General features: G+C 64.8%; 21 protein-coding genes. 14 read left to right on the top strand and 7 right to left on the bottom strand.

The features are described 5' to 3' along the window. Positions 1 to 84 precede the first annotated feature (84 nt). The 4 genes from AC0MRV_RS09570 to AC0MRV_RS09555 all read left to right on the top strand — a co-directional run bounded on the left by AC0MRV_RS09570 (position 85) and on the right by AC0MRV_RS09555 (position 3,535). The gene (locus AC0MRV_RS09570) at positions 85 to 522 is read left to right on the top strand and encodes an Asp23/Gls24 family envelope stress response protein (RefSeq protein ID WP_472764242.1); all 438 of its coding nucleotides are present in this window, start codon (positions 85 to 87) and stop codon (positions 520 to 522) included. 32 nt (positions 523 to 554) lie between these two features. Then, positions 555 to 971 (top strand): DUF6286 domain-containing protein, encoded by a 417-nt coding sequence (locus AC0MRV_RS09565; RefSeq protein ID WP_472764241.1) that lies wholly within the window; start codon positions 555 to 557, stop codon positions 969 to 971. A 76-nt stretch (positions 972 to 1,047) separates the two neighbouring features. Then, positions 1,048 to 1,962: a prepilin peptidase gene (locus tag AC0MRV_RS09560; RefSeq protein ID WP_472764240.1), complete on the top strand. Its 915-nt coding sequence runs from the start codon at positions 1,048 to 1,050 to the stop codon at positions 1,960 to 1,962. 34 nt (positions 1,963 to 1,996) lie between these two features. Continuing rightward, positions 1,997 to 3,535 (top strand): alpha/beta hydrolase fold domain-containing protein, encoded by a 1,539-nt coding sequence (locus AC0MRV_RS09555; RefSeq protein ID WP_472764239.1) that lies wholly within the window; start codon positions 1,997 to 1,999, stop codon positions 3,533 to 3,535. On the opposite strand, the gene galK is transcribed toward AC0MRV_RS09555, so the two are convergent. Together galK and ygfZ are read right to left on the bottom strand one after the other, a co-directional pair. Beyond that, positions 3,528 to 4,673, bottom strand: a complete 1,146-nt coding sequence (galK, locus tag AC0MRV_RS09550) for a galactokinase (RefSeq protein ID WP_472764238.1) — start codon at positions 4,671 to 4,673, stop codon at positions 3,528 to 3,530. The genes AC0MRV_RS09555 and galK overlap by 8 nt on opposite strands. Before the next feature lie 49 nt (positions 4,674 to 4,722). After that, entirely contained in the window at positions 4,723 to 5,625 is a 903-nt protein-coding gene (ygfZ, locus tag AC0MRV_RS09545) for a CAF17-like 4Fe-4S cluster assembly/insertion protein YgfZ (protein WP_472764237.1), read from the bottom strand. A gap of 287 nt (positions 5,626 to 5,912) precedes the next feature. On the opposite strand from ygfZ, the gene AC0MRV_RS09540 reads away from it, so the two are divergent. Then, on the top strand, positions 5,913 to 6,968 hold the full coding sequence (locus AC0MRV_RS09540; protein ID WP_472764236.1) for a 3-deoxy-7-phosphoheptulonate synthase: 1,056 nt from the start codon (positions 5,913 to 5,915) through the stop codon (positions 6,966 to 6,968). Between the two features lie 45 nt (positions 6,969 to 7,013). Here the strand turns inward: AC0MRV_RS09540 and AC0MRV_RS09535 are convergent, their stop codons facing one another. Further along, a complete protein-coding gene (locus AC0MRV_RS09535; protein ID WP_472764235.1) occupies positions 7,014 to 8,678 on the bottom strand; it encodes an ABC1 kinase family protein in 1,665 nt (554 codons plus the stop codon). A 128-nt stretch (positions 8,679 to 8,806) separates the two neighbouring features. Between AC0MRV_RS09535 and AC0MRV_RS09530 the strand changes: the two genes are divergently transcribed. The 3 genes from AC0MRV_RS09530 (at position 8,807) to AC0MRV_RS09520 (ending at position 11,385) form a co-directional block, all read left to right on the top strand. Further along, positions 8,807 to 9,127 (top strand): hypothetical protein, encoded by a 321-nt coding sequence (locus tag AC0MRV_RS09530; RefSeq protein WP_472764234.1) that lies wholly within the window; start codon positions 8,807 to 8,809, stop codon positions 9,125 to 9,127. A 95-nt stretch (positions 9,128 to 9,222) separates the two neighbouring features. Next, the gene (locus AC0MRV_RS09525) at positions 9,223 to 10,209 is read left to right on the top strand and encodes a malate dehydrogenase (protein ID WP_472764233.1); all 987 of its coding nucleotides are present in this window, start codon (positions 9,223 to 9,225) and stop codon (positions 10,207 to 10,209) included. A 96-nt stretch (positions 10,210 to 10,305) separates the two neighbouring features. After that, positions 10,306 to 11,385, top strand: coding sequence for a glycoside hydrolase family 5 protein (locus AC0MRV_RS09520; RefSeq protein ID WP_472764232.1), 1,080 nt, complete (start codon positions 10,306 to 10,308; stop codon positions 11,383 to 11,385). A gap of 15 nt (positions 11,386 to 11,400) precedes the next feature. Here the strand turns inward: AC0MRV_RS09520 and AC0MRV_RS09515 are convergent, their stop codons facing one another. Further along, the gene (locus AC0MRV_RS09515; protein ID WP_472764231.1) at positions 11,401 to 12,105 is read right to left on the bottom strand and encodes a hypothetical protein; all 705 of its coding nucleotides are present in this window, start codon (positions 12,103 to 12,105) and stop codon (positions 11,401 to 11,403) included. Between the two features lie 187 nt (positions 12,106 to 12,292). Between AC0MRV_RS09515 and AC0MRV_RS09510 the strand changes: the two genes are divergently transcribed. The 6 genes from AC0MRV_RS09510 to AC0MRV_RS09485 all read left to right on the top strand — a co-directional run bounded on the left by AC0MRV_RS09510 (position 12,293) and on the right by AC0MRV_RS09485 (position 22,277). After that, positions 12,293 to 13,642: an efflux RND transporter periplasmic adaptor subunit gene (locus AC0MRV_RS09510; protein ID WP_472764230.1), complete on the top strand. Its 1,350-nt coding sequence runs from the start codon at positions 12,293 to 12,295 to the stop codon at positions 13,640 to 13,642. Positions 13,643 to 13,693: 51 nt separating this feature from the next. Next, positions 13,694 to 17,545, top strand: a complete 3,852-nt coding sequence (locus AC0MRV_RS09505) for an efflux RND transporter permease subunit (RefSeq protein ID WP_472764229.1) — start codon at positions 13,694 to 13,696, stop codon at positions 17,543 to 17,545. Positions 17,546 to 17,569: 24 nt separating this feature from the next. Continuing rightward, the gene (locus AC0MRV_RS09500; RefSeq protein WP_472764228.1) at positions 17,570 to 20,737 is read left to right on the top strand and encodes an efflux RND transporter permease subunit; all 3,168 of its coding nucleotides are present in this window, start codon (positions 17,570 to 17,572) and stop codon (positions 20,735 to 20,737) included. 31 nt (positions 20,738 to 20,768) lie between these two features. Continuing rightward, complete coding sequence (locus tag AC0MRV_RS09495; RefSeq protein ID WP_472764227.1) at positions 20,769 to 21,173, top strand: rhodanese-like domain-containing protein; 405 nt, start codon at positions 20,769 to 20,771, stop codon at positions 21,171 to 21,173. Continuing rightward, positions 21,170 to 21,805, top strand: a complete 636-nt coding sequence (locus AC0MRV_RS09490; RefSeq protein ID WP_472764226.1) for a class I SAM-dependent methyltransferase — start codon at positions 21,170 to 21,172, stop codon at positions 21,803 to 21,805. Before AC0MRV_RS09495 ends, AC0MRV_RS09490 begins: the two co-directional genes overlap by 4 nt. Before the next feature lie 130 nt (positions 21,806 to 21,935). Next, entirely contained in the window at positions 21,936 to 22,277 is a 342-nt protein-coding gene (locus tag AC0MRV_RS09485) for a DUF4405 domain-containing protein (RefSeq protein WP_472764225.1), read from the top strand. Here the strand turns inward: AC0MRV_RS09485 and AC0MRV_RS09480 are convergent. From AC0MRV_RS09480 to AC0MRV_RS09470, 3 genes are read right to left on the bottom strand one after another with little or no spacing between them, the layout of a single operon-like run. Beyond that, the gene (locus AC0MRV_RS09480; protein ID WP_472764224.1) at positions 22,237 to 25,080 is read right to left on the bottom strand and encodes an AMP-binding protein; all 2,844 of its coding nucleotides are present in this window, start codon (positions 25,078 to 25,080) and stop codon (positions 22,237 to 22,239) included. The two genes, AC0MRV_RS09485 and AC0MRV_RS09480, sit on opposite strands and share 41 nt — an antisense overlap. A gap of 44 nt (positions 25,081 to 25,124) precedes the next feature. After that, entirely contained in the window at positions 25,125 to 26,117 is a 993-nt protein-coding gene (locus AC0MRV_RS09475; RefSeq protein WP_472764223.1) for a PH domain-containing protein, read from the bottom strand. After that, complete coding sequence (locus AC0MRV_RS09470; RefSeq protein ID WP_472764222.1) at positions 26,114 to 26,668, bottom strand: PH domain-containing protein; 555 nt, start codon at positions 26,666 to 26,668, stop codon at positions 26,114 to 26,116. Before AC0MRV_RS09470 ends, AC0MRV_RS09475 begins: the two co-directional genes overlap by 4 nt. Between the last annotated feature and the right edge of the window lie 44 nt (positions 26,669 to 26,712).

The following is a 26,712-nucleotide window of genomic DNA, read 5'->3' as shown; positions in this document are numbered from 1 at the left end:
TCGGGCGGTTTTTCTTTGCCCGTGCACGGGCGGCCATCGGGAGCCTTGCAACGCTTCGTCCCGCCGCCTTAGCTGCCCCCGACCATGCACTCTCAGGAATTTCCCACGCCCCCGCGCTACGACGACCAGCCCGATCTGGGTGACATCAAGATCAACCACAACGTGATCGCGGGCATCGTGCGTCTCGCCGCCCTGCAGGTAAAAGGGGTCGCCGGCGTAGGCGGCGGCATCGTCGACGGCATCGGTGAGATCTTCACCAAAAAGGAAGCCGACCACCGCGGCGTCCGCGTGCTCGAGAACGAAAACAACGAATACGACATCGAGGTGCGCCTCATCGTGGCCTACGGCTCCGAGATCGGGCGCACGGCCTACGAGGTCCAACTCGACGTCCGCAAACAGGTGATCGCCATGACCGGCAAGGATGTGCGCAAAGTCGACGTGATCATCGAAGGTGTCCGCCTCCCTTCCGATAAAGGTCCGGCCGACGACGATCTCTGGCCCGAGGCCAGCACCAACGACTGAGCGAGCCGACCATCGCCCTACCATCCTTCACCGTGAGCGCCATCATCGAATACTTCACCACCTTGCCCGTCCTCACCATCGTCATTGGTGGCGGACTTGCGTTGCTTCTCGTGTTGCTCCTGCTGCGCCAACCCCGCGCGCTCCCGCTGGCATCCAACGAATCCGGCCAGCTCCTGATCTCCCGTCGCGCGCTGCATCGAATGGTCGAGGCATGCTGCGAACAGGTGAAGGGCGTCGCCTCCGCTCGCGCCTCCATCAAGATTCGCCAGGAACGTTTCACCACCCACCTGCGCCTAAAAATCCGTCCCGAGGCCAAGCTGGATGCGATTCAAGGTTACCTGACACAGGAAATCACCGACATCTACCGCGAAAACCTCGGCCTCACTTCCGAGGTTGGCCCCATCGAGATCAAGGTCGTCGGCGTCATCCCGGCCGAACCCGGTTTCTAAGACCCAGACCGGCTCCGGCGAGTTCTCCGCCGCGCCGGCCGTCAGCGCCAAGCGCTCAAAACTCCCCGGCTCGCCCATGCTTCAATCGCTGCAGGAAATTGATGCCTTCTTCCCGGCGCTGTTCCCAGCCTTTGCCTTCATCTTCGGGGCCATGATCGGAAGCTTTCTCAACGTGGTGATCTACCGCGTGCCAAAGAACGAATCCATTGTCTCGCCTCCCTCCCACTGCGCCTGCGGCCAGCCCATTCGTTGGTATGATAATCTTCCCATCCTAAGCTGGTTCATCCTCCGTGGTCGGGCCCGCTGCTGTGGCGCCCGTTATTCGTTTCGTTATCCGGCGATCGAAGCCCTGACCGGCGCAACCTTTCTGGTTTGCTGGCTCATGCATCCACCGTTGGTCGCGATCGCCGGTTGCCTGCTGCTGGCCATGCTCATTCCAGCCACCTTCGTCGACCTCGACCACATGATCATCCCCGATGGGATCACGATCGGCGGCACGGTGGTCGGCGTCATGGTTTCCTTCCTCATCCCGGCCCTGCATGGCGCCACCGACTCGCCCATGTTCTTGCTCAACGCCATGCGGTCGGCAACCCACTCGGTCGTCGGGGTGTTTGTCGGTTCCGGCCTCATCCTGTGGATCGCCTTGATCGCCGAGGCGCTGCTCAAAAAAGAGGCCATGGGCTTCGGCGATGTGAAATTTATGGGCCTCATCGGTGCATTTCTCGGCTGGAAGGGCGCTGTCTTCGCCATGTTCGGCGGCGCCATCGTTGGCACGATCTGGTTCGCGATCGCTTTGGGCATCCAAGCAATCACCCGCAAGCCCCACGCAGCCGCGCTCCGGGCTGAAACCCCTGAGGGCGAGGAAACTGAGGTCGGATTCGGCGCCCACGTTCCTTTTGGCCCGATGTTGGCCATCGCTGCCGCCCTTTACCTCCTGGGCGGTTACATCCCGTTCAACGCCTACCTCGACCAGCTCTTGGTCATTTGGTGAGACGCGGCCAGTTTCGGCCGAACCCCTCCGGCCGATGATTCCCCGAACCCTACCCCGCCGCGCGGCCGCGTGCCTGTTGGCCGCGCTCGCCTTGCCAATTCCCCCGCTCTCCGCCACGCCGGCCGCCGACGAGACGTTCAACATCTGGCCCGGCGGCACCGCCCCCGGCGAAAACCGCACGCTGGAGCAACCGGAACACGTGCTCACGGGGCGTCCACGCCCGTTTTTCCAGCTCACGGACATTTCGGTTCCCACCCTCGCCGTCTTCCAACCCGCGCCCGATGTCGCCACCGGGGCCGCCATGCTCGTCCTCCCGGGCGGTGGACTCCAACGCCTCGCCATTGAGCATGAGGGCTACGAGGTCGCCGATTGGCTCCGTTCACGCGGCGTCACCGCCTTCGTGCTCAAATACCGCGTCCCCGCGCCAGTGGAACTCGGTCTTCAGGATGCCCAGCGCGCCATGGCCCTCATTCGCGCCCACGCTGCCACCTACGGCATCGATCCGTCCGATGTCGGCATCATTGGCTTCTCGGCCGGCGGTGAGATTGCCGCTTGGCTCTCCACCCACTACGACACGCTTCACTACCCCAGCGTCGACGAAGCCGACCAACAGAACACCCGACCTGACTACGCGGTCATGGTCTACGCCGGCGGACTTCTGCAGCGCGAGCCCCTCGGTCTCAAAGAGGAGCTACGTTCCAAGCTCAGCCCCACCGCCACCCCGCCCATGTTCATCACCCACGCCTTCGACGACTGGGTGCAGAACTCGCTTTACCTCGCGCTCGCCCTCAAACGCGCCGGCGTTCCCGCCGAAGTTCACCTGTTCCAGGAAGGGGGACACGGGTTCGGCGTTCGCCCCACCGGACACCCGGTCGATGCCTGGAAAACGCGCCTCAGCACCTGGCTCGAAAGCAACGGACACCTCGATTCCCGGGCCGTGCGTGATTACGCGCGACACCTCCGAGCAGGCGAGGACTCCGCCAACTTTACTTCGCTCGCACCGGAAGCCTCCCTCGCCGAAGCCTATGCCGTGCAACGCCGCGTTCACCCACCCGCAACCGGCGCCGCGCGCTATTTCGTGCGCCCGCCGGCATCCCCAGAGAGCCCTGTCGCTTGGGGCCGCCTGCCCCCCGAGGATCAAATCGGCGCCGGCCTACTGACCCCGGCAATCGGATTCCAAGTCGCGGTCGACCTCGGCTACGAAGCCCTCACTGCCGACCAAGCCCGCGACGCCGTCGCCGCCGTTGCACCGTTTGTCATCTCTTCCGGCCGCCCCACCGCCAGCGTCCGCGACGACGTCGCTTTAAACCTCCGCCTCACCGGCAGCCAATCGGGCACCAGCCAGTCGTTCGAGTCCTTCAGCCTGGACTCGGTGACCGCCAACCAACTCTTGAACGCCGCAAACACTGGATCGTTGCTGCACGCCGCCATTCGCGAAATTACCGGCAGAGGCCAAACCATTCGCTCCGGCAGCTGGATCGTGCTCGCATGCGCCGAACCGCAAGTGCGCTCCATCAAAGCCTCCCAACAAGCCATCGACTTCGGCCCACTCGGCTCCTTGCCGCTCAACTGATCCGCTCCGCTCCGTCCCCGGTCAACAGGTGCAACGCCGCCGAGGGTTCGCCCCAGCGCGCCGCAAATTCCGCCGATACTGCCTGCGCCGCCTCTTCATTAAAGCTGGCGTCCGTCAAGGCCATCACCGCGCCGCCAAAACCGCCGCCGGTCAGACGTGCTCCCCATACGCCCGACCGCACAGTCAAGCGATTCACCAGATCATCCAATTGTGCGGTGCTGTTCTCAAAATCGTGCTGCGAGCTGCGGTGAGACGACGTCAGGTGCTTTCCCACCGCCGCCATGTCGCCCGCCGCCAGCGCCGCCTGCACTCCCTTCACCCGCTCAATCTCCGACAAGACGTGCCGAGCGCGCTTAAACGCGGTGGCAGCCATTTTGCCTTCGACGGCCACCAACGCCGCCAGATTCGATTCCGCCAGAAGCGAAACCCCGAGCACCTCGGCCGCCTGCATACATTCCCGGTGTCGCGCGGCGTAAGCACCATCGACCAAGGCGTGTTCCGCCGGCGTGTTAAAGATCCAGAAATGCGCGTCCGCTGGCATCGGCACCGTCGAAAATGAAAGCTCAGCACAATCAATGTGCACCAAACTGTCGCGGCGCCCGAAACCAGATACCCCTTGGTCGAGGATGCCACACGGCACCCCCACAAAATTGTTCTCCGCCCATCGACCGAGTCTCACCAACTCCTCCCGGGGCAACTCCGCCTCGGCCAGCGCCAGAAATGCCAATCCCGCAGCCAGCTCAATCGCCGCACTGCTGCTCAAACCCGCGCCCGTGGGCAGATCCGAGACCACCGCAAAATCGAATCCATCCGGGGCCACGACACCAAACTCCGGCATCCCCGCCAGCACGCCGTTGGGATAATTGGTCCAGCTGTCGGCGCCTGCTGTTCGCGCCAGCGCCCCGCGCTGCTCGATCACGACACCGGCGCCGAGATCACTGCAATACCGCCGCAACCCATCCGGGCGCGGCGCGACGGCCACCCACAGTCCGCGATCGATCGCTGCTCCCATGACCACGCCACCGTTATAGTCCGTGTGGTTGCCGATGAACTCGATTCGGCCCGGCGCCCGACACACGGCACGCGGCGCACGACCGAAATTTTGCTCAAAGAGGGCGACAACCTTTTCACGCATCATTTCCTCGGGGCATGCCGCTCCCCCTCAAAAGGGTCAACGCCGCAACTGGTCAGGCCGTCCACCGCACCATCGGACCATCTGCCGCGCCCAAATGAAGCGCGCCTTCACTGAGCTCCGCCAACGCCGGCCCGACCATCGCCAGTCCGATCCAAGCTCCGTCCGGCAGCCCGACGCGCGAGCGCAGCGTCCCGACTTCGCGGTCGCCCACGAACAGCGGCTCCACCGACTCCGTCGGCGCGGTTCCCTCACCCCGCACCTTCACCAGTCGCCGCCGCACCCGACCCGTTGTCTGCACGCGCGCCATGACCTCCTGGCCCAGATAGCAACCCTTGTTAAAGCTCACTCCACTCAACGCCAATCCACCTTCCTGCGGCAAATCATCCGCGCCGACGTCCGCCGGAACCTGCCCCAAACCGACACCGATCCTCCGTCGCTCCAGTTCCATCGCATCCACCTGTTCCGCCTCGCCGCCTGCCGGTTTCGCACGAGCGATACGGTAGGCGCTGCCACCGGGAAGCCCGGGCAGCTCCGGCAAAATCCAGCCCTCGCCTCCGCTCCACTTCGCACGCTCCGCATCAAGCGCCGCCACCACGCCTTCGCCCGCCCACCAACTCGCCTCCCAGCCAGCCGTGACGTCCTCAAGATACACCTCATCCGCAATGATGTGATGCTCAAACCGCGCCATGAGCTCCGCCGCCGGCATCGAACGGCTCAAAACCACGAAGTCGCCTTCAGCCCCCGCCACCACCCACGCATCCCCCTGCACCTTCCCGGTGCGCGTAAGCCAGAAACCATACGCCACACCGTCCGCCTGCAGGTCACGCAGGTCCTGCGAAAACTGTCCCTGCAGGAATTCCGCCGCGTCCTCGCCACTCACATTCACGACACAAGCCCAGGGGATCGGAGCCCAAATCGGGTTTATTGCAAAATGATCACGTTCTTTATCATTCATGATATGAGTAACTTATGATGTTTCTTGAAAGTTTTTGGAAACTTTTGTTGACGAAGGTCGCCGGATCGCTTCTGTTCGCAACATCAGATTTCTACTTCTCCCGCCTAGCGGGAGTTTTGGGGTAACTAAGAAAGCAAATGGCCGGTCACTTAGGGGTAGGTGGCCGGCCAACTTTTTATCCGGATTTCTCGACCCGCCAAGCTTAGCTTCGGCCTCCCCGCCACCACGCGTTCCGCCCACGCGCAGTCTTGCCCCGAGGCCCGCGACTCCTCCAACGTGGCCGGTTCATGCAACGCACGTCTGATATCAATGTCGTCGAGACACGGGAACTCCCCTCTCCCGTTCAACTCTTTGCCGATCTGCCCAAGACGGAAACCCAGTCCGATTTCATCACGCGCGTGCGCCAGGACATCCACCGCGTCATCTTCACCGAGGACAAGCGTTTCCTCCTCGTGATCGGCCCGTGCTCGATCCACGACCTCGAAGCCGGCCGCGACTACGCCCGTCGCCTTGCCGCTCTCGCCGCCGAGGTCTCCGACCGCATCCTCGTGGTCATGCGCGTCTACTTCGAAAAGCCGCGCACCACTGTCGGCTGGAAGGGGCTCATCATGGATCCGCATCTCGATGGTTCGCACGACATCGAAACCGGCCTGCGCACCGCCCGCTCCTTCCTCCGCGAGGTGCTCGACCTCGGCCTGCCGACCGCGACCGAGTTGCTCGACCCGATCACGCCGCAATACATCGCCGACCTCATCTGTTGGTCTGCCATCGGCGCCCGCACCACGGAGTCGCAAACGCACCGGCAAATGGCCTCCGGCCTTTCCATGCCGCTCGGCTTCAAGAACGGCACCGACGGCACGCTCGGCGCCGCCATCAACGCGATCAAAGCCGCTTCCCAACCGCAGACCTTCATGGGCGTGAGCGTGGACGGCAAAGCCTCGGCCGTTGTGACCCGCGGCAATCCCAACTGCCACATCGTCCTGCGCGGCGGTTCCCACGGGCCCAACTATTCCCCCACTCACATCGCCGAAACCGAGGCGACCCTGCAAAAGGCCGGCTTGCTGCCTTCCATCTTGGTTGATTGCTCCCACGCCAATTCGGCCAAGAAACCTGAATTGCAGCCGGATGTGATGCGCGAAGTCATGACCCAGGTCGCCAGCGGCAGCACCTCCATCATCGGAGCCATGGTCGAGTCCAACCTCGAGGCCGGCAGCCAATCCTTCCCCCAGCCCAAGACCGAACTGCGCTACGGCGTGTCGATCACCGACGGCTGCATCGATTGGGCCACCACCGAAAAACTGGTGCGTGACACCTACGCCGCCCTCGCCCCGCGCTTTGACTGATTGACCGACGTCTGGCGGACGACGCGACCCGCCGTGGCGTCGGGTCTACCGAGAGTCGAGATCCCGGTTATCCCGATAGTCCTGCACAAAAATGCTGAGCACGAGGTAAGCCCCGCCGGCAAACGCCGCCAGAAAACACAGGATCGCGAGTCCGGGGTAACCCCACAGGGTGAACGAGGACTCCACCCGCATCATCAGCGCCGCGCCCACGATGAGCGCCGCCAGCACCATGCCGGCCGTGATCCGATTGGCGATCTTGTGCATGCCGCTCAGCAGGGACTTCGCGTCCAGCGCCTTCACTTTCACCTCCAGATCCGAGTTCGTCACCACATCCATGATGCGGTTCAAACGCGCCGGCAATTGGGTGGTGAACTCCTTGGCCTCCAGCATGGCGGCGAAGACGTTGCCCTTCGCCATGTCCGCCTTCATGCGCTTCGACATAAGATGGTCGGCGTGACGCCGGATCGATGCCGCCGGATTAAAGTTGGGCTCCAGCAGGCGTCCGACTTCCTCAAGCTGCATCAGGGTCTTGCCCAGCAAAGTGAGTTCGCTCGGCACGACCAGGCCGCTGTCCCGCGCCAACTTGCTCAGGTCCAGGAGCGAGCGCCCCACATCCAAGGTGCCCAGATCCTGCTCATGGCGTTGCGAAACGAGTTTGCCCACCGCGCGCCGGAACTCGACCGGTTGCGCCCCTTCGTTGCGTTCGCTCATCGCAATGACAGCATCAGCCGCCTCCTCCCCCCGGCCCTCACTCACGCCCAGCAGGACCTTGAGCAGACGCGACTGCTGCTGATGCGAAACATACCCGATCATGCCGAGATCGAGCAGCGCCAAGCGCCCGTCCCGGGTGATGAAGATGTTACCCGGATGCGGATCGGCGTGGAACAACCCGTCGATCAGCACTTGCTGCAGATAGCTCTCGAACAGCTGCTCGATGACCGGCTCCATTTCCATCTCCAACGCCGCCAATGAACCGAGTTCGGTGACCTTCCGCCCCTCGACCCGCTCCATCGTCAGCACGCCGCGCGAGCAATAATCGTCGATCGGTTGCGGCACCAATATTCGGTCAAAACGCGCCAGGTTTTCACCCACCGCCCGTAGATTCTGTGCCTCCCGCTCATAGTTCAGCTCCCGTTTGATCGTCTCGCGAAACTCCTGCAGCACCGCTTCAAAGCGAAACTGTTTCCCCATCTCCGTATGGGCATCCATGAAAGCCGCGATTTCCTGCAACACCTCGAAGTCTTCGGCGATCCGCTCGCGGATCTGCGGACGCTGCACCTTGACCACCACCTTGCGGCCATCCCTCAGCGCCGCCACGTGCACCTGCCCGAGCGACGCCGCCGCCAACGGCTTCTCGTCAAACTGGGCAAAGGCTTTCGACAGGCGCACCCCCAGCTCCGATTCAACCACGGCCTCAACCTCGCTGAACGGAAAAGGCTTCACGTCATCCTGCAGCCGACTCAGCGCCTGCGCGTAGGCTTGCGGCAACATGTCCGGCTGGCCGGCCAGCACCTGACCCAACTTCACATAGGTCGGCCCCATCGCCTCCAAATCATCCGCCAATTGCGCCGGCGCGCTCTGCGCATCCGCCTGCTTCAGCCCCGGATCGGGCGAAAAACTGTCGTCGAGTTTCCGCACCCAATCGGCGCGGCCGTATTTCCAAAGCAGGGTGAGCAGTTCGCTGTAGCGGCGTAGGTGATTGATCTTCATGGAGTCAAAAGTTGAAGCTGGACGTGGATCGGCCGCGTGCACCGACCGCGGGAAACCCCCGCGGTTCTCCGCCCGTTCCCATCGCTCCGGGGAACCGACCCCGTTCCCGGCGTTCCCTACCGTTGTCCATGTTCAGCGCCCTCAAAGACACCGTCGCCGCCAAGACCGCCCGCCGCCTGCTTAATCAACACCTTGCACGCTACGGCGCCGTCGAGTCCCTCGAACTCGATTCCCGCCAACGTCGCATCAAGGTCACCGGCACCCCTCACGGCGAAACCGAGCCCGTGCACCTCTCCATCGAACGCTACGAACTCCACCGCGAGGACAACCGCGTGCTCCTGCGCGTCATGGCCAGCCGCTGTTCCCGTCCGTGGATCGAAGCCCTGCTCGCCGATCACGTGCACGACCGCCCGATCGAGATTCCGCGCTGGGCCGCCGCGTTCCTCTGATCGTCGTCCCGCGCCAAACCCAAAACCACGCTCAACTTTTCACAATTCGTGCGTGTCCCTTGCCCCACAATTCTGATTATCTACCCGTCCTTGCTATGAAATCACCCATTCGAGTCGCCGTCACTGGTGCAGCCGGTCAAATCGGCTACGCCCTCCTTTTCCGCATCGCCTCCGGAGCCATGTTTGGCCCGGACCAACCGGTGATCCTTCAACTCATCGAGATCCCCAACGAGAAGGCCATGAAAGCCCTCGAGGGTGTCGCCATGGAACTCGATGACTGCGCCTTCCCGCTCCTCAAGGGCATGGTCCTCACCGACGCCCCTGAGACCGGCTTCAAGGACGCCAACTGGTCGCTGCTCGTCGGCGCCAAGCCCCGCGGTCCCGGCATGGAGCGCGCCGACCTGCTCAAGGGCAACGGCGTGATCTTCACCGCCCAAGGCGAGATCATCGACCGCGTGGCCGCCGAGGACGCCCGCGTCGCCGTGGTCGGCAACCCGGCCAACACCAACACCATGATCGCCGCCTCCAAGGCCAAGCGCCTCACCGCCGATCGCTTCACCGCCATGGTGCGCCTCGATCAAAACCGCGCCCAGGCCCAGCTCGCCCAGAAGGCCGGCGTCGACCTCACCACGGTCGAGAACATCTTCATCTGGGGCAACCACAGCCCGTCCATGTATCCGGCCTTCAAGCACGCCACCATCGGCGGCAAGCCGGCCACCGAGGTCATCGCCGACCAGGCCTACCTTGAGGGCGACTTCTGCTCCACCGTCGGCAAGCGCGGCGCCGCCATCATCGCCGCCCGCGGCCTCTCCTCCGCCGCCTCCGCCGCCAACGCGCTGGTCGATCACGTGCGCGACCTCATGACCCCCGGCAAGGTGCACTCCGTCGCCGTGAAGTCCGAGGGCGCCTACGGCTTCGATCCCAACGTCTGGGCCGGCATGCCCGTGCGGACCACCACCCCGGGCTCCTATGAGGTGATCACCAACCTCGATCTCAGCGACGAGTTCTCCCAAGGCAAACTCGCCGCCACCAACGCCGAACTCGTCGGCGAGCGCGAGATGGTCGCCGACATGCTCGGCTGATCCCCGCGAGTCGTTTCGCTTCGTTCTTCCTTCCGAACGGCGGCCTCCTCGCGGGGTCGCCGTTCTTTTTTTTCCATCCCGCAACTCCAGAACCCCATGATCGCTCCGCGCTTTTTCGCCACCGTGGCGCTGGCCACAACCATCACGCTCACCGCCGTCGCTCAAACCCCGGCCTTTAAAAGGGGCGTCAACATCAGCCATTGGCTCGGCCAGCACGCCCCCGGCAAATATGCCACCTCCGAACGCTTCAGCCCCGCGGACGCCGTGTGGATCGCAGAACACGGTTTCGACCACGTGCGCATTCCGGTCGACGGTCGCATCCTCATCAGTCTGGAGGGCAAACTCATCCACGAACTGCTCGAACCCTTCGACCAGGCCCTCAAATGGTGCGAAGCCAATGACCTCGGCGTCATCCTCGATATGCACTACCTGCCGGGGAACGAGTTCCTCAACGATGCGGCCGACAACGCGCTTTGGACCGACCCCGCACTGCGCGCCGCTGCCGCTTCGCTCTGGCGCCAGATCGCCGTCAAATACCACGACGTCGGCCCATGGCTGCGCTACGAGCTGCTCAATGAAGCCGTCGCGCCGAAGAATGAGGACCTCAATATCCTCAACCAATTGCTCGTCGACGCCATCCGCAAAGTGGACGCCGATCGCGTCCTCTACGTTTCTTCCAACCGCTGGGGCCAGTTCCAAACCGTGCCCGACCTGCGCCTCTTCGACGACCCCAACGTCCACTACGCCCTCCACACCTACGAGCCGTTCTTCTTCACCCACCAAGCCGCACCGTGGACCCCGCTGAGGGACATTCCGGCCGGCTCCATCACCTTCCCCGGCGAGTTCACCGTGCCCGCCGAAGGCCCTTTGGCCGAAACGGGTTCCGACCCCGCCGCGCCCCGCCACCTCACCTTCGACCGCTCCACCCTCGCGGCGCATTATGCTCCGGTCATGACTTGGGCCAAAGAGCATGGCGTGCAGGTGCTCATCACCGAGTTCGGCACTTTCCGGGTCGCCGACGCGCAATCCACCATCAACTGGACCCGCGCCAACGTGGAGCTCTGCGAAAAGGCCGGCTTCGGCTGGACCGTCTGGGACTACAAAGGCGGCTTCGCCGTGCGCGGCGCAGACGGCGAACCCACCGCCGTCTACCGCGGCCTATTTCCCGAGCGCTGACCGCGCGCCACGACCCTACAACAGCCCCGCCAGCGCGCTGCGCTTACTCAGCGCGAAGGCGCGGCGCACCGCCACAAACGCCTCGACCAGCTCCATCGGTGCGCCGGCCCCCGTGAAAACCATCGACAGCGACCCTCCGTCGCACATCACCGCCGCCTCGACCCCATCCACCCGCAGCGTGCAGTCGCGGTAGTCCGACGGATAGTCGACATGCAGCCCGCCCGCCCCGTCGAGGTCCTCCACCGCGTCGATCACTGCCTCGACCGAAACCCCCTTCTTCAAATCAAAGGCGATCTCCGAAAACTGGCCGGCGAACAGGTTTTCAAACGCCGGTGCGCCCAGTCGCCCCGGCTGTAGATCGTGCAAGGTGCGGCGTCCTTCGTAATGCGACGGGTCCCGCTCGCAGAGCGCGTAGTCCAATTCGAAGGTAAAGTCCTTCGCCGTCAGCACCGCCACCGGGCTCGTGACCTCCAACGTGATCTCCTTGCGCTTGTAACCCAACTCCGCCCGCGCCCGCTGAAACCACCCTTCGGCCTCCTCGCTCAACGCGTCGTCCAACAAGCGCGCAAAAAAGGCCCGCGTCGCCGGCGTCACTGCGTCCGGCACCGTGTGCTGCCCTTTGCGAAAACCCGCCAAAGCCTTCACCGCGCCGCCCCCCGCCTCACCCACCAAACGCACGCGGGAAACAAATTTGCGCAGTTCGTCACTTTTTTCGGCCATCGACGTCATTCAGGGGACCGCCCCGGTCTCCGCACCTCTTTTTTCCGCGACCTCATCATCTTCGTTCACGTAAATCTAACTGTCTAAGCCCTTTTCACGCGTCTCCCGCAACATTCAGGCCCAACAAGAGTATAATAACCACGCTGCGGCGCCCGCCGCACATTCCCCGCAACTTCACCAGCTTCTCGTGCGCTCCCGCTTTGCCCAATCCTGCCCCGGCCGCCCCCGCCGCCGTCGTTTCATTTTTCCTGCCTTCCTCGCGCTGGCCCTCGCCCTGCCCTTCACCGGCTGTGGCAAAAAGGAAGCCGACGGCAAGGCCGCTTCCACCGATCAGGCCAAACCCGCCGATGGCGACGCCAAGCCTGCCGGCGGCCCTCCCGGCGCCGGCCGCTGGGGCCAATGGGGCGGCGGCGCCAAGGAGGAAGCCGTGGCCGTCCAAACCAGCGTGGTCACCCGCGGCCCCATCGCCGCGACCCTGTCCTTCAACTCCACCCTCGAAACCGAATCCGACGTCGAGCTCTTCCCGCAGATCTCCGGCCAGGTCGAGACCCTGCTCGTCGAGGAAGGCGACTTCGTCAACGCCGGTGACCCGCTGCTCAAGATCGACGACCGCGAACTGCGCGTCGATGCGGACGAGGCCCGTGCCAACCTCGAGCGCGAGGAGTCCAACTTCGCCCGCAACGAGGAACTCTTCAAACGCGGCCTGCTCAACCAACAGGAATTCGAGAACGCGCGCTACACCCTGACCCAACGCCGTCTCGCCCTCGAACGCGCCCAGATCCGCCTCGACCATGCCACCGTCAAAGCGCCCTTCGACGGCGTGGTTTCCGAACGCGAAGTTCAGGTCGGCGCCCGCGTCGGCACCGGCACCAAACTCTTCTCCCTCGTGTCCCTGCAGGACATGGTCGCGGTCGTTTACGTGCCCGGCCGCTACCTGACCGAGGTCGCGAAAGACCAGCCCGCCACCGTCACCTCGGAATTTCTTCCCGACCAAAACTACTCCGCCTGGGTGAAACGCATCAGTCCGGTCATCGATCCGCAGAGCGGCACCTTCAAAGTCACCGTCGGCGTGCGCAACCCCACCCGCGAGGTCCTGCCCGGCCTCTTCGTGAAGGTCGCCATCACCACCGAAGAACGACCCAACGCCCTGCTCGTGCCCAAACGCGCCCTCGTCTACGACGGCGGCGCCCAATATCTCTACACCGTGCGCGACGACAAAGCCGTCCGCATCAAACTCGATGCCGGTTTCGAAACCCCCGAGACCATCGAGGTCCGCTCGGGATTCTCCGCAGGCGACCCGGTCATCATCCTCGGCCAAGCCGGGCTCAAGGACGGCGCCGCCGTCAAAGTCGTTGATCCCAACGTCACCGCCGCTCGTCCCGCCCCCCCCGAGGGCGAACGCAAATGGGATGGTGAACGCAAAGGCCCACCCAACGGCGAGCGCAAGTGGGACGGCCAGCGCAAGCCCCCCGCCGAAGGCGAAGCCAAACCCGCCGAGCCCGCCGCCGCCAAACCTGCCCCGCAGGCGGGCAACTAAACCGCGGCCCGCGTCGCCTTCTTACTTCTTACTTCGGACTTCCTACTTTTCATGTCCGCTTTCCGCCCCGAGGACTCGCGCTTCGCCTTCACCACCCGCCGCCCCGTCGCCATCCTCATGGTGGTGATGGCGGTCGCCGTGTTCGGCTGGGTCTCCTACAACCGACTCGCGCTCACGCTCATGCCCGACATGAGCTACCCATCGCTCACCGTGCGCACCGAATACCCCGGCAGCGCACCGGAGGAAATCGAGACCACCATCTCGCAACGCCTTGAACAGGAGCTCGGCATCGTGCCCGGCCTCACCGCCATCAGCTCCATCTCCAAAGCCGGCCAGTCCGACGTCATCCTCGAGTTCCAATGGGAAACCGACATGAACGTCGCTGCCGCCGAAATCCGCGAAAAGGTCGACCAGGTTCGCCTGCCCGACGACGCCGAGCGTCCGCTGCTCCTGCGCTACGACCCGACGCTCGACCCGATCATGCGCCTCGGCCTCGCCGGCCCGCAGACCCTCTACGACCTGCGATATCTCGCCGAGTATGACATCAAGCGCCGCCTCGAAGCGCTTGAGGGCGTCGCCGCCGCCAAGATCAAGGGCGGTCTTGAGGAGCTCTACCTCGTCGCCATCGATGAGTCCCGCCTTTCCACCCTCAACCTGAACATCAACCAGGTGAATCAGCGCCTCAACCAGGGCAACGTGAACCTCCCCGGCGGGAACCTGCGCGAGGGTCAGACGGAATACCTCATCCGCACGATGAACGAGTTCCAGACCCTCGACGACGTCGAGGCGCTCATCGTGACCCGCCAAAACGGGGTCGACATCCGCCTGAGCGACATCGCCACCGTTTCCCGTTACCACAAAGACCGCGAGGTGATCACCGCGGTCGATGGCCACGAGAGTATCGAAATCGAAATCTACAAGGAGGCCGACGCCAACATCGTCGAGGTCGCCCGCCGCGTGACCGAGGCCGTTTACGGCACGCCCGCGCAACAGGCCTACGTCGCCACGCTCCCGGCCGATGGCAGCATGCCTCCGCCCTCGCCGGATGAACTGAAGAAAGCCCAATCCGGCGGCGGTCGTGGCGGTCCCGGCGGCGGCCCCGGCGGCGGCCGCGGCGGCGCCTTCGCCGCGCAACAAGCCGAAGCCCAACGCGTGCTGCGTCATCGCGCCAACACCGACTTCGTTGCCTTCCAGCTCCCCGAGGAAGCCACCATCCAAACCCTCGCCGACCAATCGATCTTCATCCGCAACTCCATCGATGAGGTGAAGAACAACGCCATCTTCGGCGCCATCATCGCGGTCGCGGTGCTCTTCGTCTTCCTCCGCAACCTCGGCCAGACGCTCATCATCGGCGTCTGCATCCCAGTCTCCATCGTCGCCACCTTCGCGCCGATGTTCATGAGCGGCGTCTCGCTCAACATCATTTCCCTCGGCGGCCTCGCCCTCGGCGTGGGCATGCTCGTCGACAACGCCATCGTCGTCCTCGAGAGCATCTTCCGTTGTCGCGAAGAGGGCGACCCACTCGAGACCGCGGTCGTGCGCGGGGTCAGCGAGGTCGGCATGGCCGTCACCGCTTCCACCGCCACCACCGTTGCGGTGTTCTTCCCCATCGTCTTCGTTGAGGGCGTCGCCGGCCAGGTCTTCGGCGACATGGCCCTCACCGTTGTCTTTTCGCTACTCGCGTCACTTTTCGCCGCCCTTTTCTTCATCCCGATGCTCGCCTCGCGCGACTTCACCGGCGGCAGCAAAGCGGTGACCGAAACCATTGCCCAGGGAGCCTTCCTGCAGTTCCCCCGCGCGACCGCCAACGAATCGTGGGGTCAACGCTTCCGCGACACCCTCACGGGCATCGGTCTCTATCTCATGCGCACGCTGCGGGTGCTGTTGCTGCCACTGGCCGTCGTATCCAAAGTTCTGATCTCCCTGCTGGCCCTCGCGCTGAGCCCCGTGCTGGGGTTGCTCGGACGCAAGGCCGCACCAGGCGCCTCTCTTTGGTCGCGCCTCACCGGCTGGCTCGCCGCCGACACCTGCGGCCCCTTCCGCGGCGATTTTGTGTGGCCCGGCATCCTGCGTTTCCAAGCCGCCGCCAGCTTCGGCGCCAGCATGGCGAGCTTCGCCGCCTGGATGCAACGCGGGCGCAACCTCTTCTTTAAGGGACTGCGCTTCCTCGTCATCGTCGTGGTGCTGCCCTTCCTCCTGTTGCGCTATGCGTTTACGCTGCTCATCCGCATCGCCGGCGCCGTCCTGCAAGCCCTTGCCCTGTGGCTCGCGGCCACCGTGTTGCTCGTGGTGCGCATCGGCACCCTCGTGCTCCAGCCCTTGGTGACCCCACTGCTCGCCGGCTTCAACCGCGGCTTCGACCTCCTGCAAAACGCCTACGCGCCCATCCTGCGATCCGCCCTGCGCCAACGCTGGGCCGTGCTGAGCACCGCGGTGGTGCTGTTTGCCGCGGCGTGGCTGGTCCTGTTGCCTCGCCTCGGCAGCGAACTCATTCCCCAGGTCCACCAAGGCGAGTTCAACCTCGACATCACCCTGCCGGTCGGCACGCCGCTCGAGCGCACTTACGAGGTGACCAACCTCATCGATGAGGCCGTGCGCAAGGATCCCGATGTCGCCCTCACCGCCCTCACCGCCGGTGCCGAGGACAATGCCACCCGCGCTTCCGAAGCGGGCGAACACACCGCCCGCCTCACCGTGCGCCTGCACGAGGGAGCCGGCGTCGACACCGAGAGCGCGGTGATCACGCGCATCCGCAACCAGTTCCGCGACTTCCCCGAGCTCAAACTCGAGGTCACCTACCCGGCCTTGTTCTCCTTCAAGAGCCCGATCGAAGTCGAGGTGCGCGGCCACGACCTCGAAACCCTTAAAACGCTGTCCCGCACCGCCGAGGGTCGTTTGGCCGAGATCCCCGGCCTCGTCGATGTGCGTTCCTCCCTGCAGTCGGGCAACCCCGAGATTCGCATCATCTACGACCGCGATCGCCTCGCCGAATACGGTCTTTCCCTGCGCACCGTCGCCGAGCTGGTGCGCAACAAGGTGCAGGGCTCCGTCGCCACCGAATACCGCCAAGCGGAACGTCTCATCGACATCCTCGTGCGGCTGGAGGAGGACGACCGCCTGGGCCTCGCCGAGCTCTCCCAGCTCATCGTGAATCCCGGCGGCGCCATCCCCATCCCGCTCAGCGCCGTCGCCGACCTGCGCGTCTCCGAAGGCCCCAGCGAAATCCGCCGCATCGACCAGACCCGCACCGCGGTCATTTACGCCAACCTCGCCGATGCCGACCTCGCGACCGTCTCGCGCACAATCGTCGCCGTCATGGAGCAGATCGATTTCCCCACCGGCTTCGACTACGCCGTATCAGGCCAGAACGAGGAGATGCAGACCTCCATCAACAGCCTGCTGCTCGCCTTCGCCCTCGCGCTCTTCCTCGTCTACATCGTGATGGCGAGCCAGTTCGAGTCCCTCGTTCAGCCCTTCCTCATCATGATGACCGTGCCACTCGCCCTCATCGGCGTCATCGTCGCCCTGTGGGCCTTCGGCATCTCCGTGAGCATCATGGTCTTCATCGGCCTCATCATCCTCGCCGGCATTGTGGTCAACAACGCCATCGTGCTCATCGACTACATCAACACCTTGCAGGACCGTGGCGTCGAACGCACCGAGGCCATCATCGAAGCCGGCCGCGCCCGCCTTCGCCCCATCCTCATGACCACCCTCACCACCGTGCTCGGCCTCGCGCCCATGGCGCTCGGCCTCGGTGAGGGCGCCGAGATTCGCACGCCCATGGCCATCACCGTCATCGCCGGTCTGAGCCTGTCCACCGTGCTCACGCTCGTGATCGTGCCGACTCTCTACGCCCAGTTCGGCGGCCACCGCAAAGTCGCTGAATCTCCTTCAACCTAAACCTTCTCCTTCAACCACGAAACCATGCGCCGCCGCGAACCCCTCGCCTACACCTTGCCGCGCTTCTCCGTCACCCGTCCGGTGACGGTGTTGATGATCCTGAGCGCCATCCTCGTGGTTGGCTACATCGCCAACACCCGCATCCCCGTCGAACTCTTCCCCGCCGGCATGGAGGGCAAGAGCCTGGGTGTGCACGTCAACTACCCCAACGCCTCCGCGCGCGACATTGAGGACAAGATCACCCGCCCGATCGAGGAGGCCATCGGCACCATCAGCGGCGTCAAGGAGCTCAACAGCTTCGTCAACTCCGGCCGCACCTTCTCGCGCATCACCTTTCAAAACGACGTCGATATGCAGCTCGCCTACGCGACCTTGCAGGACCGTATGGACCGGCTCATGCCCGAGATGCCCGAAGACGTCGACCGCATCATGCTCCGCCGTTGGGATGAGAACGACATCCCGATCATGTATCTCATCCTCGATCTGCCGGAGCAGGTCACCGACAAAGCCTACGTGCTCGAGACCGTGATCGAACCCGCCGTGCAACGCGTCGAGGGCGTGGGCAACGTCGACACTTGGGGCGTCGAAAACAAGGAGATCCGCATCGATCTCATCGAGGAGCGCCTGCGTTCCCATCGGGTCAACCCCAACAACCTCATCCAAACCCTGCGCGATCAAAACTTCGACCTGTCCAGCGGCTGGATCATGGAGGGCGGCAACAAAGTCTACGTCCGCTCCCTCGGCCGCCTGCGCACCGTCGAGGAAATGCGCGACCTGATCGTTGATCCGGAACACCGGCTCAAACTCAGCGACATCGCCGACGTCAACTACCGCTCCAGCGAGCGCGAGTGGGCCTACCGCATCGACGGCCGCCCTGCCATCGGCATGGAGGTCACCCGCGAATCCACCGGCAACATCGAGCAAATCTCCCGCGGTGTCCGCGCCACCCTCGGCGAACTCGCCGCCGACCCCCAACTCGCCGGCCTGCGCTACGAGGTGTTCTGGGATCAGGGCGAACACGTCCGCGAATCGATCGACAACCTCAAGTCCACCGGCCTCTGGGGCGGCTTCTTCGCCGCCCTCGTGATTTACGCGTTCCTGCGCGCGCCGCGCATGACGGGCATTCTTACCCTCGCCATCCCGCTGTCGCTGCTCTGCACGCTCGTCGTCACCTACTTCATGGGCTGGACCCTCAACCTCGCCACCATGATGGGCCTGCTGCTCAGCGTCGGCCTGGTCGTCGACAACGCCATCGTCATCACCGAAAACATCTACCGCAAACGCCAGGGCGGACTCGACGCCGACACCTCGGCCATTGGCGGCGCCGGTGAGGTCGGGCTCGCTGTCACCATGGCCACCCTCACCACCGTGGTCGTGTTCCTGCCGCTCATCCTCATGAGCGACGACGCCGAGTTCTCCTTCTGGATGCTGCGCATCGGCATGCCCGTCATCTGCTCGCTGCTCGCCTCGCTCTTCATCGCACTGGTGTTCGTGCCGCTCGCCTCCAAACGCTTCTCCCGCGGTCACCGGCACACCGAACCGAAAACAATCGGGTGGTTGCGCCGCCACTACACCACCATCCTGCAATGGACCCTGCGCCATCGTGTCGAAGCCGCGCTGCTCGTCCTGCTCACCTTCGCGACCATCGCCATCCCGATAAGCCAGGTGAAACAGTCGCGCCAGCAAGGCGGCAACGACGAGGAGAACACCGCCCGCTTCTTCTTCAACCTGCCCACCGGCAACAAATTTGAAGAATCCACCGCCTTCATGAATCGCGTGGAGGCCTACCTGCAGGCCAACAAGGACACCTACAACTTCTCCAGCATCGAGTCGCGCTACGGTCGCTCCAACGGCCAGATCCAGGCCCGCTTCAAGGACAACGAACCCTCCGAATGGTATGAGGTCGTGTGGCACAACCTCATGGTCAAGCTGGGCCGGCAAAAGCCCTTCATGACCAAGCCGGAAATCGAGGAGCACTTCCGCAAGAATTTCGTGCTCCCGCCCGGCATCGAGTTTCGCACCCGCCGCTGGGGCGACACCGGCGGCATGGGCCGCATCACCATCACCCTTTACGGGGAGGACACCAGCACACTCATGAGCCTCGCGGACGATGCCGCCGAACGCCTGCGCTCCATCAACGGCGTGCTCGGCGTCGAGACCTCCATGGAACGCGGTGGCAACGAGCTTCAGGTTGTCATCAACCGCGACCGCACCCGTGAACTCGGCGTCGATCCGCGCCAAGTCTCCGGCAACATCACCTACTCCATGCGCGGACAGGAAGTCGGCCGCTACTACGCTCCCGACGGCCGCGACGTGCGTATTCAGGTGCAGCTGGAGGATGCCGAGGACCAACGCATCGACGACCTCAAGGCCATGACCTTCTTCACCGAAAACGGCCGCGAAGTGCCCCTCGAATCCGTCGCCGCCCTGAACGTCGAAAAAACGCTCGGTCAGATCTCCCGCCAGAACCGCCTCACCACCCTCAGCGTCACCGCCCGCACCACCATGCCGCAATACCAGCGCGTGCTCAGCCAGGTCGACTCCGTCATGGCCGACTTCCAGATGCCGCGCGGTTACCGCTGGGACAAGGGGCTGCGCTGGGTTCGGCTCGAGGAAAGCAACCGCGCCCAGCAGTTCGCCATGATCCTCTCGATCACCTTCGTGTTCCTGCTCATGGGCGTGCTGTTCGAGTCCTTCATCCTGCCGCTCGCGGTCATCATCGCCGTGCCCTTCTCCTTTCTCGGCGTGTATTGGGCGCTCTACATCACCGACACCGAAATGAACATGATGGCCATGATCGGCATGGTCATCCTCATCGGCGTCGTGGTGAACAACGCCATCGTGCTCGTCGACCTCACCAATCGCCTGCGTGAAGACGGCGTCGCGCGCCTCGACGCGCTCGTTCAAGCCGGCCAGCAACGCCTCCGCCCCATCCTCATGACGAGTGCCACCACCGTGTGCGGCCTCATTCCCATGGCGCTCGGCAACTCGCAGATGATCGGCATGCCCTACTCGCCCATGGGCCGCGCCATGATCGGCGGCCTCATCGTTTCGACGGTGCTCTCCCTCGTCGTCGTCCCCCTCTTCTACCTCCTGCTCGACGACCTCCGCACCCACGCCGCCAACATCGCCCGCAGCGCGCTCAAACCGCTCCAGCGTTCCACCGAGAAATCGTCGGCGACCCCCCATTGACGTCCCGGTTCTCCCCCAACCCATCTTCGCCATGCGCAAACTCCTCCTCCCTTTCGCCCTGGCCCTGACGCTCTCCGCCTGCGCTCAGCCTGAAGTTCCGCGCGTCTCCCCCGTCGAAGCCGCCGCCCGCGTCGAAGCAGGGGAAGCCCTGCTCATCGATGTGCGTGAGCCCGCCGAGTGGGCCGAGTCCGGAGTCGCCAAGCCGGCCCTCACCCTTTCCCTCAGCGATCTGCGCGGCGACCGCACCACTTGGGCCAAGGTGCTCGCCGAGGCCAAAGCCAAGTCCACCCCGCTGCTGCTCTACTGCCGTTCGGGCAACCGCTCCGGCCAGGCCGCCGCGCTGCTTGCCGCCGAGGGTTACACCGTCGCCAACGTGGGCGGCTTCCGCGACTGGCAGGCCGCCGATCTGCCCACGCGCACCGTCTCCGCGCCTTGAGCGATTCTCCGCCAGCGCCGACCTTCGGTCCTGATTTTTGGGATCATCGCTACGGCACCGCCGGTGCCGACTTTGTCTTCGGCACCGCGCCGAACACCTTCCTCGCTCATTGTGCGACCCACCTCCCGCCCGGCGACGTGCTCTGTCTCGGCGAAGGTGAAGGCCGCAACGCCGTGCACCTCGCCGGACGAGGACATCGGGTCACCGCGGTGGACCAGAGCAGCACCGGCCTCGCCAAGGCCGCCGCCCTCGCCGCGCAACAAGGGGTTGCCATCACCACCGCTGCGGCCGACCTGGCGGACTACCCCATCGCGCCCGATGCCTGGGACCTCGTCGTCTCCATCTTCTGTCACCTGCCGCCTGACCTCCGCCGCGCGGTCCATGCCCGCGCCGCTGCCGGCCTGCGTTCCGGCGGACACCTCATTCTCGAAGCCTACACGCCTGACCAAGTGAAGTTCCTCACCGGCGGCCCGGTTAAAAATCCGTCTCTGCTCATGTCGAGCGCCGACCTCGTCACCGAGTTTCCCGGCCTCACCTGGAAAATCGCCCACGAGATTGAACGCGACGTCATCGAGGGCAACGGTCACACCGGCCGCGCCGCCGTCCTCCAACTCTTCGGCCAAAAATCGTAATCCGGGGGCGTTTGTCCGCTGCGTTTCTTTCGGGGCAACCTTCCCTGAGGCCAAAACGGTCCGCCCCCGCCCGCCGGCACTTCGTCCCCGCACCCGTCTCCTTTTCGCCTAGGGTTCGTCATATGGCCGCGTGAAAGCCTCCTCTCGCACGCTACTCAATCGTTCGCTCAACCTCACGCTCCTGCTCGCCGGCGCCTTCCTCTTTGGCACTGGTTGGATCATGGACCATCGCCTGCCCCGCGGCCGTGCCGGCCACGATCTCACCCTGTTGGGTCTCGGCCGTCACGACTGGGGCGAACTCCATGCCATCACCGGCTACGTGCTCGTTGCCCTCGTGTTCGCCCACCTCGCGCTGCACACCGCCTGGCTCCACCGCATCGCCGCCGCTCGCCGGCCGTGGCTGCTCGCCGTCGGCTTGGGCAGCGCTGTGATCATCGCGGTGCTTCTGATGGTGCTTCCGGTCGCGTCCTGAACGCGGCGGTCCGCGGTCGCATCACGCGCATGAGCCACAGGTTACCCGCACGCAACCAACGCGCCAGCCGACCGAAGACCCGCGGCTTCCAACGCGTCACATCATCAGTCACCAACGCCAGCCCCAGCAGGAACACCGCCCCGTAGATCAAGCCCCCCGTCAGATCGATGTTCTCCCACTGCGGCGTGAAGATCAGGATGAGGTTGCCGAAAACATAGGTGAAGACCGAGCTGCGCCCGAAGCTGTAGAAAATATCCCGCAACGACGCCGGCGATCGTGGGATGCGTCCCAGAACCCAGCCGATGGCGAGGAACACCACCGCGCCCGTCGCACCGAAGGCCATGTAGACCGGATGCGTCAGTCGCCGGTATTCCTGGAAGGCGATCAACTGCCACACCGTCTCCAGCCCCAGCCGGTCCAGATGTTTGCCGAAAATCCACACCGTCCAGCCCACCACCGCCGCAACCAGCACGACCCGCAGCAACCGACTGCTCAACGCGCCCAACAAAAAGCCGAACACCACGAAGGTCGTCGCGTGCAACACACTCGGCCCGGTCACGCCGCCCCAACCCGCGACGTGGCCCCAGAAGTAGTTCACCTCCTCCGCCCGCGTCAGCCAGTCCCACGCGAGCCACGGTGGCACCGTCACCAACAGGATACCGAAGATCCGCCAACGCAGCACCGGCCAAATCAGCAACGGCGCCAGCAGCACCATCCAGAAATAGGTCATCCAAATGCCCGCGTAGATGCCCTCGGCGTTGAAATACAGCGCCCGCCCCACCTTGTCCCACTCCATCTCCCCGCCGATGCCCTGCGCCACCACCGTGATGAAAATCGCGCCGTAATACGTTCCGGCCAAGGGCCAGCACCACCCCGCCAATTCGCCAAAGCGCGGCGGCGTCCCATCCGCGCCGCCAAATAGCCGCAGCTTCCCGCGCGCAAACTTCCGCGCCAAGCCGATGCCGAACACCACCAGCAACAACGGCGTCGCCCACGCCGTCGCGACCAGTGCCTTCGGAATCCAGCGCCACAGGTCGAACTTGAACACCACGTGCGCTGTCATCGCCAGCCACAGCGCCATCGAACGCGCCACCAACAAGGGATCATCCCGTCCCCGCTCGGGCAACGTATCCGCATTTTCCCGACACAGTTCCCGCACCGGCATCGTCTCCCAGCCGGGCACCCGTTCGCCGTAAAACCGCTCCACCGCGATCGCCCCCTCCACCAGGTTGAGCGAATCACCGCCGGCCGACACAAACGACTCCTCATCGCGCAAACCCTCGCGCCCGAGAATCGCCGCCAACTCGTGCCGCAGGGGCGAATCCCCCACCTCCGGCGCCGGCGGCCCACCGGCCTCCAGAATCGCCCGATAGTCGGTCTTGCCGTTCGCCAACTGCGGCACCTCCGGCAAACGCACCGCGCGCACGGCCCGCGCCGACACGCCCAGCCGCCGCGCCCACGCCCCCGCCAGTCCCGACGGCGGCATCGCGTTCACCACGCCGATCACAATCCGCGCATCATCTCCCGCGACCTTGGCGACCAATCCCGCCTCCCGTAGATCGCTCTCCACGCCATCCAAAGCGATGCGCAGTCCCGCGATTTTCACGAAGCGACTCGAGCGACCCACGATGCGAAAAAGTCCGTCCGCCGTTCGTTCCGCCACGTCACCCGTGCGCAACTCCGCCAGCTCATGCCCACGCACGAGATCCGTGCGATCCGTCGCGTAACCCATCATCACATTCGGACCGCGATAAACCAACTCACCTCGCTCGCCCGCGTTGTCGACCGGTTCGCCTTCCGCGTCCTCGATCCGCAACAAGCCACCGGGAATCGCCTGCCCGATACAATCGCTGTGCGACACCGCTCGCTCCGGCGGTAGGAACGCCATGCGCGGCGCCGCCTCGGTCTGACCATACATCACAAAAAAGCGCGCGCCATGGTCCTGCGCCCACGTTGCAAAGCGCTTGACCAAGCTCGGATCCAGCCGCCCACCCGCCTGCGTGAGGGTGCGCAGCCCGGGAATTCCGCGCTCCAGCAACCCCATCGACGCCAGCGTCTCATACATGAGCGGCACGCCGGCCAAACTCGTCGCGCCGCCCATTTCAAAGTCCTCCCAAAAACACGACTGATGCACCCCGTGCGAGGTCAGCACCAACGACGCTCCCGCCAGCAAATGCGAGGTCAGCACCGACAGCCCGTAGGAGTAATGCAAGGGCAACGACGTGATCGCACGCTCCTCGGGTGTGATGTCCAGATACCACGCGATCGACAGCGCGTTGCTCACCAGATTGCGGGTCGAAAGCCGCACCAACTTCGGCTCACCGGTGGAGCCCGAGGTCGGCAACAACACCGCCAGCTCACCATGCGGTTCCGCCGGGATCGCTGGCTCCGGTTCCTCCAGCACCAACGGCTCCGTCTCCCCCGGCAGGGGCGGCGGCTCCACCAGCACCGTGGCCGGCCTCGCCGTTTCACGCCACACCTCGCGCCGCACCATCCAACCGGTGGACTCCCGCGTGAACTCCAGCTCCGGCTGAAAGCGCGACCGCAACCGCGGCTCCGTCGCCAGCCGTTCCTCCGCCAACAGCAGCACCGGCCACCCTGCCCGACTCGCGCCAATCAACGCCGCGATCGGCGCCATCTCCGCCGCCATCTCGATTGCCACCAGACCACGCGGCCCCGTCGTCGGCAGATAACTCGCCGCCCACTGGTCCGCCTCGACCACCAGCTCCGCAAAGGTCCACGCCCGACCACCCGGCTCCAACAGCGCCAGGCGCGCGCCAAAGCGCTCGATGCCGCCGAACACCCCTGATCCGAATCTCGTGCGCGCCTCCGCCATGCCAGGCGCCTTTACCGCAAGGCCTCCCGCAGCGCGCGCACTTCGGCCAACACCGCCTGCGCCGCCGCGATCCCATCGTCACCAACGCCCTCGCCAGCCGCCGCTGCCGCGATCTCGACCGCGGGCGCGGGACCATGATCGTTCGGATCATCCGGCTCGCCCAGACCCGCCTGCCGAAACCGTTTTAACCGCGCCAGAATCAGGTCGCGAATCTCCGCCGCGTTTTCCACCGCGTGAAACACGCTGCGGTGCATCTGATCCTTCTGCTCCATCTCGTTGCCGCCGCTGCCCCCACCGGCCGAGCGCACTTCGACATCGGCCAGCTTGAGCAGTCGCTGCAACGGTCCTTGCTTGACCGTCACGTGCTGCAGGTTGGCGAAACTCATGGTGGTTTCCTGGATCTTCACGATGCCCCAGCGCAGCCGCAGACTGCGATCGGTCACCATATACCAGCGTTGCGTGTAATCGAGCCACAGCGCCCCGAGGGACCAGAAGAACTGCACCACAAAAACCGCCAGACCCACGGCCTCGGCCAACATGATCCAAAAGAAAACCTTCGGCGGCGTGTGCCGGGCCAGGTGATACACCGGCGGCGGCACGAAACGTTCCAGCAGCCGATGAATCACATCGCGCCGCTCCACTTCGCCCCCGACCAAACCGCGCACCACCGCCTCGCGATCCAGATCCTCCCCCGGCCGCCGCGTCACGTAAACCCCGGGCTCCACCTCTTCCAACACCGGTGGCGGCGCGTCTGTCTCCTCCCGCCGCTCCGCCGCCGCCGCTTCGACCTGCATCTGATACTCGACCTCGCGGATGAAATAGACCGACACCAAAATACCCCAGATCGCGGCCAACTGCGCCCCCACCCAGCCGACAAACTTCAGCCGCACGTAGTTGCGTCCCGCCCGAAACACGCGCAGCGAGCCCGGCGCGCCCGCCGGCGGCGCCGGCTCACCCGGCACCCGCAACACCCGCATCAACCGGGCCTCCAGGGCCTTGATCACGAGCCGCCCTCCCGCAACCGGGCGAGATCCTCGCGCAGACCGCGCAGCTCCGTCGCGATCTCCCGCAACACCGGCGCCAACTCCGCTGCGGTCCCCCCCGCGGCCGGAGCCGCCGCATGCGGCACCCGCGGCAACGGCGGTGCCTTCACCTCGTCCTTCACGCCGCGCATGCGGCTGTAGAGGAAATCGCGCACCGCCTCAAATTCCTTGAGTCCCTCCAGCGTCATCTCCGCGTTGGCACTGCCACTCGCCGTCTGCACCAGGACCCGGGCCAGACCCAGCCAGCGCTCCACCACATTGGACCGGAGGTGAATGTCCTGAATTCGTGAATACTGGATGATGATTTCCCGCCGAAACAGGATGCCCCAGCTCATCGAAATTCCCTCGTCGGTGAAGCGATAGCGCATCGTCTGAAACCGGATCAGACCGTAGATCAGCGGAATGAAGAACAACGGTCCGAGCACAAAGGACGCGACCACGTAATACTTCCGCAAATCAGGGTGTGGCCGTTCGATGGCCAGGATCGCTTCATCGTCCGAACTCGGATGCATGGCCGCGATGAGAGCGGTTCCCCCGCGCCACTTCAAACCGCGAA

Origin of the sequence: Actomonas spartinae, from assembly GCF_051209155.1 — a bacterium.
Lineage (GTDB): Bacteria > Verrucomicrobiota > Verrucomicrobiia > Opitutales > Opitutaceae > Actomonas.
The sequence above is the reverse complement of the archived record's forward strand: the minus strand, read 5'-3'. Positions and strand labels throughout refer to the sequence as shown.